At 37.5% G+C, this 19,087-nt stretch carries 16 protein-coding genes and 1 tRNA gene; 3 read left to right on the forward strand and 14 right to left on the reverse strand.

The annotated features are described in order from the left end of the window. Positions 1-800: helix-turn-helix domain-containing protein (locus ACILP5_RS05935; RefSeq protein WP_395617736.1), on the forward strand; the 800-nt coding region annotated here is incomplete at its 5' end. Between the two features lie 194 nt (positions 801-994). On the opposite strand, the gene ACILP5_RS05940 is transcribed toward ACILP5_RS05935, so the two are convergent. The 7 genes from ACILP5_RS05940 to ACILP5_RS05970 are packed head-to-tail and all read right to left on the reverse strand — an operon-like array spanning position 995 to position 9,837. Beyond that, positions 995-1,669: an ABC transporter ATP-binding protein gene (locus ACILP5_RS05940; RefSeq protein WP_395617737.1), complete on the reverse strand. Its 675-nt coding sequence runs from the start codon at positions 1,667-1,669 to the stop codon at positions 995-997. Between the two features lies 1 nt (position 1,670). Then, positions 1,671-2,924 (reverse strand): ABC transporter permease, encoded by a 1,254-nt coding sequence (locus tag ACILP5_RS05945; protein ID WP_395617738.1) that lies wholly within the window; start codon positions 2,922-2,924, stop codon positions 1,671-1,673. Beyond that, positions 2,924-4,027 (reverse strand): efflux RND transporter periplasmic adaptor subunit, encoded by a 1,104-nt coding sequence (locus ACILP5_RS05950; protein ID WP_395617739.1) that lies wholly within the window; start codon positions 4,025-4,027, stop codon positions 2,924-2,926. Before ACILP5_RS05950 ends, ACILP5_RS05945 begins: the two co-directional genes overlap by 1 nt. 25 nt (positions 4,028-4,052) lie before the next feature. Next, positions 4,053-4,727 carry a peroxiredoxin family protein gene (locus ACILP5_RS05955; RefSeq protein WP_395617740.1) on the reverse strand — a complete coding sequence of 225 codons (675 nt, stop codon included), beginning with the start codon at positions 4,725-4,727 and terminating at the stop codon, positions 4,053-4,055. 6 nt (positions 4,728-4,733) lie between these two features. After that, the gene (locus ACILP5_RS05960) at positions 4,734-5,495 is read right to left on the reverse strand and encodes a hypothetical protein (protein WP_395617741.1); all 762 of its coding nucleotides are present in this window, start codon (positions 5,493-5,495) and stop codon (positions 4,734-4,736) included. Between the two features lie 2 nt (positions 5,496-5,497). Further along, positions 5,498-9,169, reverse strand: a complete 3,672-nt coding sequence (locus tag ACILP5_RS05965) for a hypothetical protein (RefSeq protein ID WP_395617742.1) — start codon at positions 9,167-9,169, stop codon at positions 5,498-5,500. Positions 9,170-9,171: 2 nt separating this feature from the next. After that, the gene (locus ACILP5_RS05970; RefSeq protein WP_395617743.1) at positions 9,172-9,837 is read right to left on the reverse strand and encodes a hypothetical protein; all 666 of its coding nucleotides are present in this window, start codon (positions 9,835-9,837) and stop codon (positions 9,172-9,174) included. A gap of 268 nt (positions 9,838-10,105) precedes the next feature. Here ACILP5_RS05970 and ACILP5_RS05975 point away from each other — a divergent pair, with 268 nt between their 5' ends. Beyond that, positions 10,106-10,804: a 6-phosphogluconolactonase gene (locus tag ACILP5_RS05975; RefSeq protein ID WP_395617744.1), complete on the forward strand. Its 699-nt coding sequence runs from the start codon at positions 10,106-10,108 to the stop codon at positions 10,802-10,804. Here the strand turns inward: ACILP5_RS05975 and ACILP5_RS05980 are convergent. The 7 genes from ACILP5_RS05980 to atpA form a co-directional block, all read right to left on the reverse strand. Further along, positions 10,801-11,931 (reverse strand): hypothetical protein, encoded by a 1,131-nt coding sequence (locus tag ACILP5_RS05980; RefSeq protein WP_395617745.1) that lies wholly within the window; start codon positions 11,929-11,931, stop codon positions 10,801-10,803. The two genes, ACILP5_RS05975 and ACILP5_RS05980, sit on opposite strands and share 4 nt — an antisense overlap. A 530-nt stretch (positions 11,932-12,461) precedes the next feature. Next, complete coding sequence (locus ACILP5_RS05985) at positions 12,462-13,064, reverse strand: Crp/Fnr family transcriptional regulator (RefSeq protein WP_395617746.1); 603 nt, start codon at positions 13,062-13,064, stop codon at positions 12,462-12,464. A 285-nt stretch (positions 13,065-13,349) separates the two neighbouring features. Continuing rightward, positions 13,350-13,426 (reverse strand) — tRNA-Arg (locus ACILP5_RS05990). Between the two features lie 43 nt (positions 13,427-13,469). Beyond that, complete coding sequence (gene hflX / locus ACILP5_RS05995; RefSeq protein WP_395617747.1) at positions 13,470-14,741, reverse strand: GTPase HflX; 1,272 nt, start codon at positions 14,739-14,741, stop codon at positions 13,470-13,472. A 56-nt stretch (positions 14,742-14,797) separates the two neighbouring features. Continuing rightward, positions 14,798-15,619 carry a DUF2911 domain-containing protein gene (locus ACILP5_RS06000; RefSeq protein WP_395617748.1) on the reverse strand — a complete coding sequence of 274 codons (822 nt, stop codon included), beginning with the start codon at positions 15,617-15,619 and terminating at the stop codon, positions 14,798-14,800. 2 nt (positions 15,620-15,621) lie between these two features. Next, entirely contained in the window at positions 15,622-16,500 is an 879-nt protein-coding gene (gene atpG, locus ACILP5_RS06005; RefSeq protein ID WP_395617749.1) for an ATP synthase F1 subunit gamma, read from the reverse strand. A gap of 12 nt (positions 16,501-16,512) precedes the next feature. Further along, the gene (gene atpA / locus ACILP5_RS06010) at positions 16,513-18,093 is read right to left on the reverse strand and encodes a F0F1 ATP synthase subunit alpha (RefSeq protein WP_395617750.1); all 1,581 of its coding nucleotides are present in this window, start codon (positions 18,091-18,093) and stop codon (positions 16,513-16,515) included. 240 nt (positions 18,094-18,333) lie between these two features. Here atpA and ACILP5_RS06015 point away from each other — a divergent pair, with 240 nt between their 5' ends. Beyond that, a complete protein-coding gene (locus tag ACILP5_RS06015) occupies positions 18,334-19,083 on the forward strand; it encodes an FKBP-type peptidyl-prolyl cis-trans isomerase (protein WP_395617751.1) in 750 nt (249 codons plus the stop codon). The last annotated feature ends 4 nt before the right edge of the window (positions 19,084-19,087 follow it).

Consider the following 19,087-nt stretch of genomic DNA (forward strand, 5'->3'; position numbering starts at 1 on the left):
CTTTTGCGCATAAAATAGTAATAGCTGAATTAATCAAATTTGACATTCATGAGTTAGTTAAGCAGCAACTAGGATTTTTCTTTTCAGCACGTTTCCATTTTTATGTTAAGCTATTGCTTAGCAGTATATATGTTTTTTATAGTTGCCAAATTTATTTCCGCTTTCGTTCACGAAATGAAAAAAATTTCATGTTGCATTATTGGATTCCTGGATTTCTAATACTTCAAGTTTTATTAATTATTTTTTTGGTTTATTTCTTTTTAATCGTGCCATCTAGTGATCATTTTAAATTAACTTATCAAGGTAATACTTCTTGGAATTACTTAGGTCTTGGATCTTATCTAGTGCTCTCTTTAAGTGTCTTCTATTTTCCTGAATTTTTATATGCACCGTATATAAATGCAGAACGGGAAGCTAAATTAAAAGTCCCTAATTACGAATTGTCTGCAGAAAAATTAATTGAAATAGAGACGAAATTGGATTTGTATTTAGAAGAGTTTAAACCCTTTTTAAAGACGACTTTTTCTTTAGCACAACTATCTGCTTCCCTTGATATTCCTGTTCATCATTTCAATTTCTATTTTAGAAAAACACAACAATCAAATTTTCTAGAACAAAGAATGCGTTGGCGTATTCGACATGCAAAAGAATTAATTGATGCGGGGAAAGACAAGCTAATTACCTTGGAAGCGATTGGGTTAGAGTCTGGTTTTCAATCCAGGACAACCTTTTTTGTCAACTTCAAGGAATTAGTAGGAGAATCTCCTTCTGCTTACTCAGAAAGAAAAAACGATATCTAAGCCTAATTTGGATGTTTTTTAAAGTGATTAGTTCGGATTTTCGAAAATGGAACATACACTTTGTTATTTTTTATCTCCTCTCAACTTAAATCCCTACTATTGTTTAAGCGAATTTGATACCGCCTAACCACTATAAATAATAATAGAACAGATGAATGCAGGGAGCGAGGGTTAATGACCCTTAGCTCCTTTTTTTATTTGATATGTCCGTCTTCCATCTCAATGATTCGCGTTGTTCTTGCTGCAAATTCATTATCGTGCGTAACAATAAGAAGCGTTTGTTTGTATTCTTCTGCTAGCTCTTGGAATATATTGAAGACAATTTCGGAATTCTTTTTATCGAGGTTACCTGTTGGTTCATCACCCATAATTAACAAAGGGTCATTGATTAGAGCACGAGCTATGGCAACACGTTGTTTTTGACCTCCTGATAACTGATTGGGATCCTTTAAGGCCTCGTTTTCGATACCTAATATCTTTAGTTTTTCGTAGGCCTTGTGTTCAATTTCTTTCTCTGAAAATTTGCCTAATTTAAGGCCAGGCAGCATCACATTTCGAAGAACCGAGAATTCGTTGAGTAAGTAATGGAACTGAAAAACAAAACCAATTTTTTCGTTTCGAACGATGGCAAGTTCGCCTTCTTTTTTGTCTCGCATAGATATGCCATCAACAAGCAGATCACCTTCGTAATCTGTATCCATGGTGGACAAGATATAGAGCAAGGTAGATTTACCACAGCCGGAACGGCCAATAGCAGAGACGAACTCGCTTTGATTTAGTTTAAAGCTTACTTTATCTAATACTTTCACTGTCACTGGGTCGTGAAAGTATTTAGTGATTTCTTTTGCTTCTAATACGACCTTGTTCATTTTATTTTCCTCTTATGATGATGACAGGATCAATTCCACTCGCTTTTCTGGAAGGGAAGAAACCGGCAAAATAGGTAGTTACTATGGCAAATGTCCCCCCAATTAAGTAGAATCTCGGATTATAGTTAATGGGATAGGTTTTTATTGTAGGAAGAGATTCGGTATTAAAAGGAATTTGGTCGATAAGTGATGATAAGCCAAAGCCCATCAGTAACCCCATTATTCCGCCAAAAATTCCAATACTCAATGCGATCGATATAAATATTTTATTCACATCTTTTCCTGAAAACCCTACTGCTTTTAATATGGCGATGGAATCCATTTTTTCATAGATCATCATATTTAGAATATTGTATATCCCGAATCCGGCCACTAACAAAAGAGTAATTCCAACGGCATAAGAGATGAGAGTTCTAACGGAGCTGCCGGTTTCAAATTGAGAATTGGCGGTCTGAATATCGACCGCGTTTAATTCATAAATTTTTCGGTATTCTTTTGCTACCTCAGGAGCCCATAAAATGTCTTTGAGTTTTACCTGAATGTCAGTGATATAATTACTTGGCTTTCCTAGAATTTTCTGTGTAGTAGAAAGGGAACAATAACTTTGGACATTATCTAAATCTTGAATCCCTGATTGAAATATACCCACTACTCTCAGTGCCACTTGATCCCCTTTGCTGGTTGTTATTTGAATCACATCGCCTACATTGGCCATCATTTTAGTGGCTACTCCTTTACCTAAAACAATGCTATTCGGGATATTTTTAAGGTCGATATAGTTTCCTGCAGTTACATAATCACTAAACTTAAATAATCTATTTTCTTCCACTGGATCTATACCAAAAATAGCACCAGTCAAATCTACCGCTCCCACATTATAAAATACTTGTGCATTTATTTTAGGAGCTACGCCTAAAACGCGGTCATCTTTCTTAATGGATTCGATAATCGTCTTGCTATTATTGATCCCTAATAACTCATTTTTAGGTTTGATGGAGGAAACGAAATTGTGTCCTTGTGGGTTTAGATAGTCTGCGGGCTGCTTGTCAGATATTTGAATCTCTTTATAAATTCTCACATGAGCTGTCCGATTCGTGATTAATCCATCTAACATATCATTAAGTCCTGACATAAAGCTTAGGACGGTCACAAACATAGTAATACTGATCGTAACACCTATGGCGGCCACTAGCGTTTGTTTCCATCGCGCAATTAATAAGGAAAAGGCAACTTGATAAACGAGTTTGAATTTCATTATTTAGGCTTTACGATCTCTTCAGTGGCTTTTAGGCCGGAGAGAATCTCTGCTTTTTGAAAATCTTTTAATCCTATTTTCACGACTCTTTCTTCGCCATTTGCCAACGTGATAATTGAATCATTCTTAAGAAAATTTCTAGGAATTAAAATCACCTTTTCTTTTTGGCTTAATAAGATGTTAGCCTCAAATGTGATATTTGGAAATAACTTAGGCGGGGCTTTCGTGAATTTAGCTTCCACTAAAAAAGTCTTACTTCTCTCATTCATTATTTCTGAGATCTTAGTGACCTTCGCCTCGAATACTTGTTTTTTATAGCTATCTAAGGTCACGAGGACATTTTGACCATTTTTAACTCTCAAAATGTCGTTTTCGTCTACTTGTAATTCCAAAACAAAATCTTTGAAATTACCGATGATTGCAATGGGTGTTTGGGGGGTTACAATTTCTCCTTTTGTTTTTAATAGGCTGTATACAATACCATTCGATTTAGACTTCAATGTAAAATCCTGTGCCTGATTTGTAGAAATTTGTAAGTTTTTCTTGGCTTGTGAAGAGCTGAATTCTAACGCTCTTTTTAAATCTTTGTATTTCTGGATGGCTGATAAATAGTTGGACTTTGAGGTCTGGAAAGCTAATTCTTTAAGCTCAAAATCTACTTTGGTTCCGATTTGCTGATTCCAAAGGTTTTTTTGGCGATTATAAAGGGAAGAATCAACACGAAACTTATTTTTAGCCGTTTCAATCAACAATTTAGCCTCATCTAATTTACCTTGATTCGCAGTAAAGTCATTAAAATTTGCTGCTAAGGCTGCATTTTCTGCACTAAATTTCTGCGTTTCGTTTGTGATGGTCAAAAGTGGACTTCCTACATGTACAGAATCGCCTTCTTGTACTAAAATTTCATTAATTATTCCATTTACCGTTACAAATGCCTGGTATTGATCAGCCGTCTTTAAAACGCCTGAGGCATAAATGGATTCTGTGATAGGACCTACAGTGGGAAGACTTGTTTCTTGTTTCTTTCCACAAGAAAAAAGTATGATCCCTATACTAAAAAGGGCTAAATGTTTCATTTCGTAAATTACCCAAAAAAGAAACATTTTAGAATGATAAAAGTCAATTTATTCAAAAAAGATGTTCTGACTTTTTTATTTCAGACAAGTTTTCAGGAATTGCACTAATTCTTCTACTTTTTGAATTCACTAAAAATAGAGTGGGTGTTGAGATTACCCCATAGATTTTGCGTATTTCCGCATTAGCATTTACACTTTTCCAATTTTCAGGAAATACAAATGGATTCATATCTTCATCTATCTGTAATGCTATAACGGGTAAGTTTTTTTTAACGGAGTAAGGGATTAAATCGATTAACAATTCAGTGCAATGGAAACAAGATGGGCTATAAAATAGGAGTAGTATACTTTGTTTTTCTGATTTAAAATTAGATAGCCTATAATTATCTACTACAATATCCGGTGCTATTTCTCCGATTTGCAACGATCGCAAGCGTAGGATATATTCATTTATTTTTATTCGATTTTTTGCCGGACATTGTGGATCTTGGCTGAATTCTTCTAATTTTTCGAGCCATTGATTTTTACCTGCGGAAACAATTTCTCTAAAGTAGAAGTCGACAGCTTCCCCATACTTAATAGAGGATTTTGTTTTCAATTCTCTAATATGAATAATAACTTTATCAATGGAAATGGGTCTTGATTTTGGCTGCGAATATACTGGGAATACCTCACTTGGTTGTTGTGCAAATACAGTTAACGAAAAGAAGAGTAAGATGTATTTCATGTTCTTTTAATCGCGAATGCAACGGACTGAAAGTCCAGCATCCTTATCATTATTGGATATTTGGTTGTAAGTCTGAGTCGTATAAATGACAAGACCTTTAGCTAAAGAAGCATCTGAATTGGATGAACTCCAATAAAAAAACTGGGAACCTCGATAAAGCAATCCTGAACTAGTAGTAAGAAACCCTGCAGCATGCATTTTTAAAGGGCCTGCATAGGCTTGTGCTCTTAGGTTAGTACTATTGACATTTGTCCATTCTGTTACGGTAGGAATTCTCCAGCCAGTCCCTAATTCAATGGTACAGGGGTCATTTGCTGCTAACCAATTTGAGATCTCATTCGTAAAGGTAGTAGTGAAGGTAGGCGTACTTGTGTTGCCATCATTTTTGAAGCCTTTTTTCTTATTGAATTTCCAATACCAACCCGCAGCAGCCTCAGATGCATCCGTTTCTGATGTTGCTTGATTAGTAGATCCTAGATTTTGGGTTATCCAGCATTTTTCTGAACCACTAAGTGAAGATTTTACAGTTCCGTAGGTCACTGTCTTATTGAGAGGTGCCACTCCATTTAAGGTTGTATGTGCGATTGTTAATGTGTTTCCGCAAACAAAAGTGAGTGTTTGCTTTCCAAAGCGTTCCAGGCCTTTTCCTCCCCCGATTCTTCCACTAAAATCAACATAGAGGTTCGGATTCGTATGTCGAAACCCCGTTTTCGTTAGTTGAGCAAAACTAAAAAATGGTATAATTAGAAGAATTAGGATTCTTTTCATCTTTAATAAAAATAATCAATTTGAATTCGGTCACCTGCAATTAGTGTATAGCTATCATTGTTCGAAGGTATGTACGTGAATGAAGTTCCAGAAAGGCTAAAAGCTGTTTTTGAAATGCGAACACCATTGATGTATAGTTTCAGTAATGCATTGCTTGATTTAGTTTGCGTTAAATTAAATACCGTTTGACCTAAGCCAGCCGTATATTCATCGGATATTTCACGTACTAGACTAAAATCTGTTCCAATAATTGCAGCTGACATTGCTGAAGTTCCATTGCCTTTTACAAGTCCAGTTATCGTTGTGGCGCCTGTGCCTCCATTACCAACAGCTAATGTTCCGATTACACCCGTTGATAAGGGTAATCCCGTTAAATTAGTAGCGGTACCTGAGGCTGGGGTACCGAGTACAGGAGTAGTGAAGGTAGGAGCAGTTAACGTTTTATTTGTTAGTGTCTCTATACCCGTTAAACTAGCTTTTAAATTTAGAGCTGTTTGGGATGCCGTACTGATAGGTTTAAGTAAATCAGTTGTGTTATCGACATTTGCTAACCCAATCATGTTTTTTGTAATACCAGAAACTGTCCCTGTGAATGTAGGAGAAGCAATGGGTGCCTTAAGATTCAATTCAGCAATGTCAGCTTTTAAGTTAAGGTCTGTCGTATTTGCTTTTAGCGCGAGTGCTACATTGGATGCCTTTAAATCTAGTGCTGTTTGGGTAGCATTGCTGATAGGCTTTAGTAAATCAGTTGTGTTATCGACATTTGCGAGTCCTATCATAGATTTAGTTATTCCAGATACGATGCCTGTAAATGTGGGGGCATCTATTGGAGCTTTTAATGCCACAGATGCAATTCCCGCTTTTAAGTCTAAAGCAGCTTGCGTAGCATTGCTAATTGGTTTCAATGCATCCGTAGTATTGTTCACATTTCCCAATCCAACCTTAGTAGGGTTTATTCCGGAAGCTATTTTTGAATCAGTTACGGCACCCGTAGCTATAGTGGGGCTATCAGCAGTACCCGATAAATCACCGGCTAATCTAATTTTCCCATTGAGTATCGTGGTGGCATCCACTGTTTTTGTTGCATCAACATAGGCCATGTTTGCAGCATCTGTGGGTTGATTCGGTAGATCTGTTAAGGTGATTTTCTTTCCTGTAGGGAATTCTAAATTTCCTTGTAGGGAACTTCCTCCTAATTGTACATAGCGCGCATCTGTTGTTCCAATATTATTTGTTATTTCATTCCAAACCGTGCTTACATAGATGAATGTCCTTCCATTATTCGCGCTAGTAGGATCACCAGAAACTATAAAAATATCCCCCTCTACTGGTGTGCCAGCGATTGTAAATGAACCTCCATTATAGACACCTGTGTAATTTCGTCCTAATGAGATGGCAATTTCACCATTCGCATTTGGGGAAACCCCATTTACTTTTTTAACTGTACCTTTTAGATCTAAAGCTGCTTGGGTAGCGGTACTGATAGGTTTATTGGCATCTGCAGTATTGTTAACATTACCTAATCCTACCATTGTTGCCGTAATACCTGATACAATACCAGTAAATGTGGGAGAAGCGGTGCCTGCTTTGGAAGCTAAACCGGCCTCTAAGTCTGAGGTAGTAGCTTTCAAATCTAAAGCTGCCTGATTTGCAGAACTAATGGCTTTATTTACATCTGAGGTATTGTCTACATTGCTAAGCCCCACCATGGTTGCCGTAATTCCACTAACGATTCCGGTAAAGGTAGGTGAAGCAATGGGGGCTTTTAGATTTACGGTAGTCAGGTCTGCTTTTAAGGCTAAATCACTCGTATTTGCTTTCAGGTCTAAAGCAAGGTTAGATGCTTTTAGATCAAGTGACGTCTGAGTAGCAGTGCTAATTACTTTTTCTAGATCAGAGGTATTGTTCACGTTTGATAATCCTACCATCGATGCGCTTATTCCCGATACATTACCTGTAAAAGTAGGGGAAGCAAGGGGGGCTTTTAGATTCAAATCCGTAATATCAGCTTTTAGTGCTAGATCACTTGTATTTGCTTTCACATTTACAGACTCTATACTAGCTTTTAAATCTAGGGCAGTTTGTGTATTTGTACTAATTGGTTTCGCTAAATCGGATGTATTATTTACAAAGCCTAAACCTACCTTACTAGCATTTATTCCAAGAGCAACTTTAGTGTCAGTAATAGCGCCATTTGCTATCTCCGGACTAGCAGCTGTTCCGGTTAAATCCCCAGCTAATCGAATCTTTCCGTTTATTAATGTGGTAGCATCAAGCGTTTTCGAGGCATCAACATAGTCTTTATTTACCGCATCTAAGGAAGTAGTGGGCAAATCAGTAAGGGTAATTTTTTTGCCTGATGGAAAAATTAAATCACCTTGAAGAGTACTTCCTGCTAATTGAACATATCTGGCGTCAGTGGATCCAATATTATTTGTTATTTCATTCCAAGCAGGGTTTAGGTAGATAAAGGTTCTTCCATTATTGGTGCCATCAGGATCTGTTGAAACAATAAAGACATCGCCATCAATTGGAGCAGCACTCGTAATAAATACTCCACCATTATATAAACCGGTATAATTTTTACTTAAAGTGATAGCAATATTTCCATTAACATCAGGAGAAATTCCATTCACTTTTTTGATGTTTCCTTTTAAGTCAAGTGCCGATTGCATGCTTGTGCTAATTGGCTTCGCTAAATCTGAAGTATTGTTTACGTTCTCTAGCCCTACCATAGTTGCTGTGATTCCAGATACAGTACCTGTAAAATTGGGAGAAGCTATAGGCGCTTTTAAGTTCAAATCTGTGGTATTCGCTTTTGTGGCTAGGTCACTAATAGATGCCTTTAAATCAAGGGCCGTTTGTGTGGCCGTGCTAATTGGTTTGTTTAGGTCAGAAGTGTTGTTTGCCAAATCAAGACCTACTTTAGCTGGATTAATGCCAAAGGCAATTTTTTGATCTACTACACTAGAATCTTTTAGCTTGGAACTATGTACTGCACCATTTAAAATTTTCTCTGGAGTGATGGCATTTTCCTTAATCAGAGGTGCAATGGCCAGGCCGCTTAAATCGCCCGAAAGTTTGATTTTTCCAGGTAAAAGTTCTGAAGCCAAAGGGACATCATTGACAATAATTTGATCAATTTGATTTTTAATTTCAAGCCGTAAAGTTGTTAAATCTGTTTGATTTAAAAGTCCGACATCATTTTGGAAGTAGGATAATTTAGTAGGAGTCCCCTTTACATTTAAATAATCAACTGATTTAGCATAAAGTGCATAGGGACTATATTGAAGGCTAGATCGACTGATTTCAATAAAATTAGCTGCAGAAGGGAATTTCAACTCCACTTGAAGTATTTTGAGTGTATCCGTCCAGCGCATTTCATCAAATGTATTCGCACTTATTTTCTGACCTTTCCCAATTATCAAATTAACTAATCCAAATGCATCTGTTTTTGTCGTATGTGATTCTTGATAATCAAGGTGTTGGCCACTAAATAGAGTGAATTTTATTTCAAGATTAGTATTGCCAAGAGGAGGGGAGGTATAATTATTTCCAGGCATCATGATTGGATTAGGATCTAAGATGACCGCTTGGTAGTTAATCCCAGAATTTTGCCCTAAAGAAACAAGGGAATAGCCTATAAATAGGAGGAATAGTATACTTTTTTTCATGGCTATTTAAGGATAGAATATTGAATTCCAAACCCGAAGGAGGTTGGATTAATGGCAAATTGACTACCGTCTAATTGGCTATTATTCATCTGCCAAGTTTCTGAAAAGAAAATAAAAGTGGCGACTTGCGAATTTATTTTTTTTGATAATTTGACTTCTCCACCTAGTTGCCATTGAATTCGATCAAATTGGGAATTGCCTCGGAGGTTGAATACTTCATTTCCCATTTTTTGTGATCCTAAAACAAATTTGTTTATATGTGATTGAGCTCTATAAGCGAGATTCAATCCCCGGCCTAAATTCGCATTTGATCCGATTCCTAGTTTGATTCCTACAAAGTTAGAGGTGTAAGAAAAGGGAATATTTTGTGTTTCACCTACAGCGTTATATTGGTTGATATCAAGTCCTATATGATAGTCTAGCTTTTTTAGAAACCGACTCTTTGTTTTGCTTGGATTTATTAATCGATCACTTCGAAGAATAGATAGATGTAATCCTGCATCTGGTTGGAAGGAATTTTGGGATAAACCTGAGGGGCTTACGTAGCGGAATCTGGTTGAATTTATACCCATCTGATAACTCCAATCCTCAGCTTTTAGCTTTGAAATTGAAATTAAACAGATTAGTATAAAAGTATAAAAAGGGGTTAGGTATTTAGGGGTATTCATCTGATTGTGGTTAGGCATTCTTAATAAGTCATTGGCAAGCTACAGAAAAGCTATTAAATGGTTTAGCGAGCAAAATATAGTTAAACTGATAATAGTCAATAAACTGCTATTTTGATTCCCATTGGGCATTGTTTAGGTGGATTTATTCGATGAATTATCAACTAACTGATAATCTCATTTTCTAGTTAGGATTAGTAATTAAATATTTGCAATGGGCTAAAAAGCTTCTATTATTTATTTGGTATATTGCCTCCATAAACGAAGCAAAATGAAAATTACCTATTTAGAGAATTATGCTACATTGAGCGAGAAAGCAGCACAACTCATAGGATCTGAAGTCCGGAAAAACCCCGAATTATTATTTTGTGCAGCAACAGGAGGTAGTCCTACTGGCATGTATTCAGAAATGGCAAAAGAAAAGTCGATTTATGCTAATATGCGCGTAATTAAGATGGATGAGTGGGGGATTATTCCATTAAGTCATCCAGATTCTTGCGAGAGTTATTTAAAGAAGCATTTACTTGAGCCGTTAGACATTGCAGAAGAACAGTATATTTCATTTGATACAGCACCTGAATTAGTGGAATCAGAGTGTCAGCGCATAGGTCAGTTTATCAAGGAAAATGGACCACTAGATATTTGTATTTTGGGCTTGGGAAAAAATGGGCATATAGCCTTTAATGAGCCCGCAGAAGTATTAAATCCCGATTTCCATAAAGCTGTATTAGCTGAATCAACTATCGCTCACGATCCGACTCTATCACAAGGTTCTGAGCCTGCCTACGGACTTTGCGTAGGAATGGAAGGAATAATGCAATCCAAGAAAATTATTTTCTTAGTTACTGGAAAAGGCAAACAAGACGCTGTAAAACGTATAATGGAGAAGAAAATTGGAACGGATTGCCCTGCTTCTTTTTTATGGATGCATCCGAATGTAGAATGCCTGGTTGATTTATCCGCTGTTTAATCTTTGAATGGGTGTCGTTGAATCCACTTTGCTTTGGGTTCAAGTAGCGGAAAGATCCAGGAAAGATTTGTATGTATTACCCCAAAACTGTGCCGCATAATCCCTTTCAATGGAACTGCTTCCGCACCAACGGAACTTTTGATTTCAAGTGCTGTTCGACCGAAAATAATTCGTTCAAATCCTTGAACTATTCCGCAATCAATAAGGTCATACAGCATATTCAAGTAGAGCATTTTCTCTCGCTGAATGCTCACGTCATAACCTAAAAAATAGGTTTCTAATTCTTTTCCATGGCGAATAACCGATGTAAATCCCACAAGCTTTTCATTTTCATAGTAGCCTCGTAATATAAAGTCGGATCCTAGTTGTTTTTTGAAAATGGAGAAATGATTGAATGGGAGTATAAATGTATTAAATGGCGAATTTATTGCCACATGTAAGTAGAGCGAATAGAGGATTTCTTCGTTTTGGATGATCTCCTCTAAACTTAACTCTTGATTGCGAAGGCTACTTCCTTTTTTTCGACAACGTTTAAATTGATCGCGGTATTTTTTTGTTAAATCTAAAACGTAATCATCTTCCCTTTTCCAATTTGATTTAATTTCGAAGATCATATTAGGTTGTGAACTAAATGGATAATCAGATGAAAATTTTGCTGTGTTAAAAGGCTTTGTTTGGTCCTGGGTAAAGTCTTTGAAAATAGTTAGATGGGGTTTATTAGGCCAAGTATCACAAATATTCTTGATCGTTTCCAAAACTTTTTCTTCATTAGTTCCAGGTAAACAGGCATAGGCATTTTGGCCACTTAACATGTTATTCCCCACTAGGAGCAATTTTGACGCGTATTGACGAAAGAGAAAATTTCTTAATCGAGTTAAGAGAAAGTGATCTCGATCTCCGAAAGTAGTTAATAACGCTAAATCAATTTCCTGAAATAAAGCTGTGGCTATTAATTCGTCTTTCTCAAAAACTCCTACAAACGTGCATTGCATATTAGCAGGGGATGATTTTTCCAAAACACCTAGGTAATTAGACTGCAAGAAAATACACGATTCAGAAACATGATCCCATTTTTGAGGTAAATCATTTACGCAAGTGTAAAGTTGATGGGTATAGGTGCTACTCAATGGATATGTTTAATCAGTTTGTAACACAAATTGGAGGGAAATTGTTCCGGACTGACTGACGATTGACGCTTCGTGTCATCAAATAGCAAAGAACAAAGATCAAAGAGCAATGTAGGAATCCCTAATAAGTTTTCGATTTCAAGTAGTTCGGATTTTTTCTTTAAAAGTTGCAAAATAACAATTTTAGCTATTTTTAAAAGGTATAAATTTGGGCGCGATGAAAGCCTTAAGGATCAAAACATTCGATCAAGTTTTAAATTTAAACCGATTTGAAATCGTTTTAATTAGAGATATTGCTTTTCAGAACTTAACCTTTTTTTCGATTAAAAATGAGGCAAATTTTGATTTTAAGCTTCATAATGGGGACGAATTTTTACTAAGACTACCTTGTGATGAGGTTCAGTTTGAACTATTCAAAAGGCGATGGGAGAGGTTTAAAGAGAATGATGATTATTATTTCGATTTGTCCGAATGGATAAAATAATTCAATAAACTATTGTAGAACACGGAGTATCTTAAATCCCTGGTTTTTAATCAGGGATTTTTTGTTCACTTTCTACTGATTTTGGATTCATCAATTTTGACAGATAGGTTGCTTCAATATTTAAAAATGAGCACAAGTATTTTTGCTTAACTCTAGTTAGTAAATAAGGATATTTGTTTTCAATGTACTTCAATCGATCTTGAGCTGATAACGTTCGTAGAAATTCACATTGATTTTGATACTCACATAAATTAGTTAAAAGCTCATCCATTGAAAATTTGGCAAAATTGGAACTTAATTCAACTAAATATAAATAGGATTTTTTATTGATATAATAGATAACCGAATCTTCAATTGCTTCAAAATATTCTTTAGAAGGTAGTCCAAAATGAAAGCTATTCACAGTTGTTACAAAATCTCCTTCTTTGGTAAACCAAGTAGTAATTTCTTTATCACCTTCAATTCTGTAAATTCTGACAAGACCTTTCTCGATGTAATATAATTTATCGCAAATCTCTCCTTCTTCAATGATGAATTCCCCTTTCCTAACTTTTCTTGAATAGACTAATTTTAAAAACCAGTCAAAAAACACCGAATTGCTCCCTTTGAAAAAGTAAGGACTTTGAGATAGCCGTTCAGATAATTTCATGGTTTTGTTTCAAATTTTACGAGTTGGCTTAAAATTCAAATTTTTATTTTGAATTACCAAATTCGTCAAAGACCGAAGAGCAAAGACCAAAGAGCAAAGCAAAAAGCGCTAAAGAATGGTAAATGGTGAATGTCTCCTTCGGACTCATTTCCTCTGGACTGACTATCGACTATCGACTAGTGACTAGCGACTGACGCTGCGCGTCATGTGGCCCCGCCGGGAATCGAGTCGAGCGCGACCCCGGCCGTCTCTAGCGTTTAGAAGGAACGCTCCTCTGCTTCCCTCTGGGTGGCCCCGCCGGGAATCGAACCCGGATCTAGCGTTTAGGAAACGCCTATTCTATCCGTTGAACTACAGCGCCAATCTTTTTAAAGTTCTTTGAACTTTGAACTTTGGTATTTGTATCTATTCTGGAGTATACCCATCACTATGCCCCATCAGGTGATTTCCCTCCAGCCAGTTAGGGAAAATCTGCATATGTTTATCTTTTAACATGCCCATAATCGTCTCGCGAAGCTCTGCTAAATTGCTGCGTTGCTCTGCGGAAATGAATACGGTTTTAGGCATGTTCGTTTTCCAGTGTGTGTTCTTTAAAAAGACAGTTACCCTGTCCATTTTACTCAACTGTGGTTCGCCATCTATTCCGACTTCTGATCCTTCGAAGAAAATATCTTCGACAGGGAAGAGGTCGATTTTGTTAAAAACTAAGATAGTTGGTTTGTCGCCTACACCCATTTCGTTAAGGATACCTTGAACGACTTCGATTTGTTCCTCAAAATTCGGGTGGGAGATGTCCACCACATGCAGTAATACATCTGCCTCGCGAACCTCATCTAAGGTCGATTTAAAGGATTCGATCAATAGGGTAGGGAGCTTGCGAATAAATCCTACGGTGTCGGTTAATAAGAAGGGAATACCTTCCCAAACCACTTTGCGGACGGTAGAGTCTACGGTGGCGAATAATTTATTTTCGGCGAAAACGTCTGTTTTTGCTAGTTTTTGCATTAAAGTGGACTTGCCCACGTTCGTATAACCGACTAAGGAAACGCGGACCATGCGGTCACGGTTCTTGCGTTGGGTATAGGATTGTTTGTCTATGGCTTCTAATTTATCTTTTAAGAAGGCAATGCGATCGTTAGCAATACGACGGTCGGTTTCTAATTCTTTCTCTCCTGGACCACGCATACCGACTCCACCACGTTGTTTGGAAAGGTGAGACCACATACGCGTTAATCGAGGTAACATGTATTGGTATTGTGCGAGTTCTACCTGGGTGCGGGCTTGAACGGTTTGTGCTCTTTGGGCAAAAATATTAAGAATCAACAAACTGCGATCTAATACTTTGACCTCTTTACCGTATTCTTGAATGTTAAATTCGATGTTGCGAACCTGTGAAGGGCTTAAGTCGTCGTCAAAGATGAGCATATCCACATCCTTTTCGATAACGTAGGCCATGATATCTTCAAATTTGCCTTTACCTACGTAGGTCTTATTGTCTGGTTTCGGTAGGTTCTGAGTGAAACTGTGAAGCGTGACCACTCCGGAGGTAGAAGCTAAAAAAGCTAATTCCGCGAGGTATTCTGCCGTTTGTTCGGCATTTTGCTTTTGTGAAGTGACGGCTACTAGGACGGCTGTCTCTTGTTCCTCGTCTGTATTATGTACTACGTTGTTTTTCATTTTAGCTAAAAAAAGCCTTCCCGGTCAGAAAGGCTTTTGATTAGAGGTTGTTTCGTTTACAAGCTTTGGATTAACTTTAAATTCAACGTCACATAATCCTCATTTTTTCCTTCTTTAGCAAGTGCTATTGATTTCTCTGCACTTGCTTTTGCACTAGCTTTATCGCCTAACTTAGCTTGAATTTTTGCTTGTAAGTGCCAAATCCAATACGCAGAAGCATTCGCTTCTACAGCTTTCATTGCCCACTCTAGCGCTTTCTTTAAATCTTTACCTGTTTCAAAATAGTAAGAGGCTGATTCAAAATAGGGTCTAGTGTCTGCTGCCATCGCTTTATCAATCGATGCAGTAATTTTAGCATCAATCTCTGTTTCAATTGGAATAGATACAGCTACTTTCTCCCATGAAATGACCATTTCCATTTTATTAGAGATGACATTTGCAAAATGAATGGTAAAAGATTCAACCGATTGAGATAATACGCTTGCGGCAATTTTTACCTTTAACACATCTTCTTCAGGTTTGTAGTTAAACACGCCATTGGTGCCTTTATTAAAGATGATTTCCCATGAAAATTGAGAGGGTATTGAAATTAATTGATAGGTTCCAGCCTTTAGAGCTTGACCTGCAATTTTCACATCTTCGTTAAAAGTAACCGTGGTAGGAGAATTAGCTCCCGTACGCCATAATTTTCCAAAAGGAACTATATCTCCAAAAATCTTACGGCCTTTAATGACAGGGCGAGAATATTTAACCTCTACCGATGATAAAGAAAAGTCTTGCTTGATACTTTGTGCAGGACTTGGCGCAGGCATTTTTATGCCTTGGGCGATTGTAGCTGTCGAAATAACCGATAATAGAATAAATAATACCTTTTTCATACTTATGCGCTTAATGCCTCTGCACCCCCTACGATCTCTAAAATTTCCTTCGTAATGGCTGCTTGACGTGAACGGTTATATTCTAATTTTAATGCTTTAATTAATTCTCCCGCATTTTCCGTCGCTTTATCCATTGCAGTCATACGAGCGCCGTGTTCAGATGAATTAGACTCTAATAGGGCACGGAAGATGGATAATTTAATTGACTTTGGAATTAATTCAGAAATAATTTCTTCTTCAGTTGGCTCAAAAATATAATCAACTGAACTCGCTTTTTCGCCTGATTCAGAGGCAACTAAAGGAAGTAATTGTTCTGTTTGAATAATTTGAGTTGCTACGTTTTTAGAGAAATTAAAAAGAACTTCTACTACATCGTATTGTTTCTCCGTGAACGCGTTTAGAACTATTTCGCCAATTTCGCGCACATTTGAGAAATTCAATCGAGTGAAAATGTCTGCATGTGCATCATTCACTTTGTATCCACGACGAGAAAGGTATTCTCCTCCTTTTTTTCCTAAGGCCAAAATTTCCACATTCCCACTTGCCTGAAGAGAAGCATATTTCTCATTAACTAAAGCCATAGTCGCTTTTGCTACGTTTGCATTAAATGCACCGCAAAGTCCACGATCAGAGGTAACTACAATGATTAGGGCATTCTTAATTTCACGCACCTCAGTGAAAGGATTTTCTGAACCAGCATCTGATTGTGCAGAAACTGTGGCAATCATTTCGGCTAATTTTTTAGCGTAAGGACGCATCTGGTGTATCGCATCCTGCGCACGACGCAATTTAGCCGCCGAAACCATTTTCATGGCTTTCGTGATTTGCTGCGTCGAGTTAACGGATACAATTCTATTTCTTACTTCTTTTAAGGAAGCCATAGTCTGTTAATTTTATGCTTTGTACTTAGCTGCTACTTCATTACCCACACGCTTCAAGGTAGCTGTTAAGGTATCATCGTATTTACCTTGACCTAATGCTACTAACGTATCATTTTCTGTCGCACGTAAAACTTGAATGAAATCTTGTTCGAATTCACGAACTTTTTCAACAGGTACGTTATCTAAATTACCCGTTGTTGCTAAATAAATCATCGCAACTTGCTCTTCCACACGTTGTGGGGCGAATTGTGGTTGCTTCAACATTTCTAAGTTACGGCGACCACGATCGATCGTTAACTTAGTCGAGGCATCTAAGTCAGAACCGAATTTAGAGAAGGCCTCTAATTCACGGAATTGAGCTTGATCTAATTTTAAGGTACCTGCTACCTTCTTCATGGACTTGATCTGTGCGTTACCACCTACACGAGAAACGGAGATACCTACGTTAATCGCTGGACGAATACCTGCGTTGAATAAGTTTGTTTCTAAGAAGATTTGACCATCTGTGATGGAAATTACGTTTGTAGGAATGTAAGCTGAAACGTCACCCGCTTGTGTTTCGATAATCGGAAGAGCTGTTAAGCTACCGCCACCTTTCACTAAGTGTTTGATCGATTCTGGTAAGTCGTTCATGTTGCGAGCGATCTCGTCTGAGTTGTTAATCTTCGCAGCACGCTCCAATAAACGAGAGTGAAGGTAGAAAACGTCTCCTGGATACGCCTCACGTCCTGGTGGACGACGTAATAATAAAGAAACTTCACGGTAAGCAACCGCTTGCTTAGACAAGTCATCATAAACAACTAAGGCTGGACGACCTGTATCACGGAAGAATTCACCGATAGCTGCGCCCGTAAATGGAGCGTAGAATTGCATCGGTGCAGGATCTCCTGCGGATGCTGAAACAACAACTGTATAATCCATCGCGCCAGCTTTACGAAGCGTTTGCTCGATTTGCTTAACGGTAGATGCTTTTTGACCAATGGCTACATAGATACAGAATACCGGCTCGCCTTTGTCGTAAAATTCTTTTTGATTGATAATGGTATCGATACAAACCGCAGTTTTACCTGTTTGACGGTCACCGATTACTAGCTCACGTTGACCGCGACCTACGGGGATCATCGCATCGATTGCTTTGATACCTGATTGTAATGGTTCAGTTACGGGCTGACGGAAGATAACTCCTGGCGCTTTACGCTCTAAAGGCATCTCGTATAAATCTCCAGTAATAGGACCGTTTCCGTCGATAGGCTCACCTAAAGTATTTACTACGCGACCTAAAATACCATCACCTACTTTAACAGAGGCGATTAGGTTTGTTCTTTTTACGGTATCACCCTCCTTTACAGAGCTAGAGTCCCCTAATAATACAGCACCTACGTTATCCTCTTCTAGGTTCAAGGCTAAAGCTTTCAGACCGTTTTCAAAAACGATCAACTCACCTGCTTGTACGTTAGATAGGCCATAAATACGTGCCACACCATCACCCACTTGGAGTACGGTACCTACTTCTTCTAATTCTGCGACAGTTTTAGCTTGGGATAATTGTTCCCTTAAAATTGCTGAAACTTCATCTGGTCTTACTGATGCCATATAAACTGGAGGGTTTATTGATTTTTACTAATTTATTTTGAATCAAATTTCGGGTGCAAAATTAGCTACGAAATTTGAATAATCCCATGATTTAACAAAAAAAAAGTCGATAATCATAAGACTTTTTAAAGAATTGAAAATGGGGAGATTCTAGACGCTTGTTAAATGCCGTTAATATTCTTGAAAAAAAGGCAAATTTCTGTATCTTCGAATCTTTGTTTAGAAATAATAAATCATCTTATGAAATTTAAAATTATAGCCATCTTAACTTGTTTTGTGTCCATTACAGCTTTCGCACAGTCTAAGCCTAAAGCTAAAAAGACTACAGTTCCTAAATTAACTGTTTCAGTTACGAGAGTTCCAATTAAGGATTTCGCAAATCAAGTAGACTCTGTTTCTTATGCAGTAGGGGTACTAGTTGCGCAAAATTTCAAGTCTCAAAAAGTGGTATTAAATCCGGCAATGGTTGCAAAAGGATTCGAAGCAGCAACGCAAGGTGCTACGTTGAAAATGACAGAGCAAGAATGTCAAAATGTGGTTCAAGCTTACATGATGAAAAACCAAGAGGCACAAGCCTTAGAACAATCCAAGCAGTTTTTGCCTAATAAAGAGGCTGGAGAGAAGTTTTTGGCAGAAAATAAAAAGAAGGATTCCATCCTTGTGACTGAATCTGGGTTACAATACAAAATCATCAAATTAGGAACAGGTCCTAAGCCGATAATAACGGATAAAGTGAAAACACATTACCACGGGACATTAATTAATGGAGAAATATTTGATTCTTCCGTACAGCGAGGCGAGCCTATCACTTTTCCGGTAAATGGCGTCATTCAGGGATGGGTTGAAGCATTACAATTAATGCCCGTTGGTTCTAAATTCAAATTATTTGTTCCCCAAAACTTAGCCTATGGCGTTCGTGGAGGTGGACAAGCTATTAAGCCTTATTCTGCTTTAATTTTTGAAGTGGAGTTATTAGATATTGAAAAGTAAACTT

Origin of the sequence: Aquirufa sp. (genome assembly GCF_044239315.1) — a bacterium.
Taxonomy (GTDB): Bacteria; Bacteroidota; Bacteroidia; order Cytophagales; family Spirosomataceae; genus Aquirufa.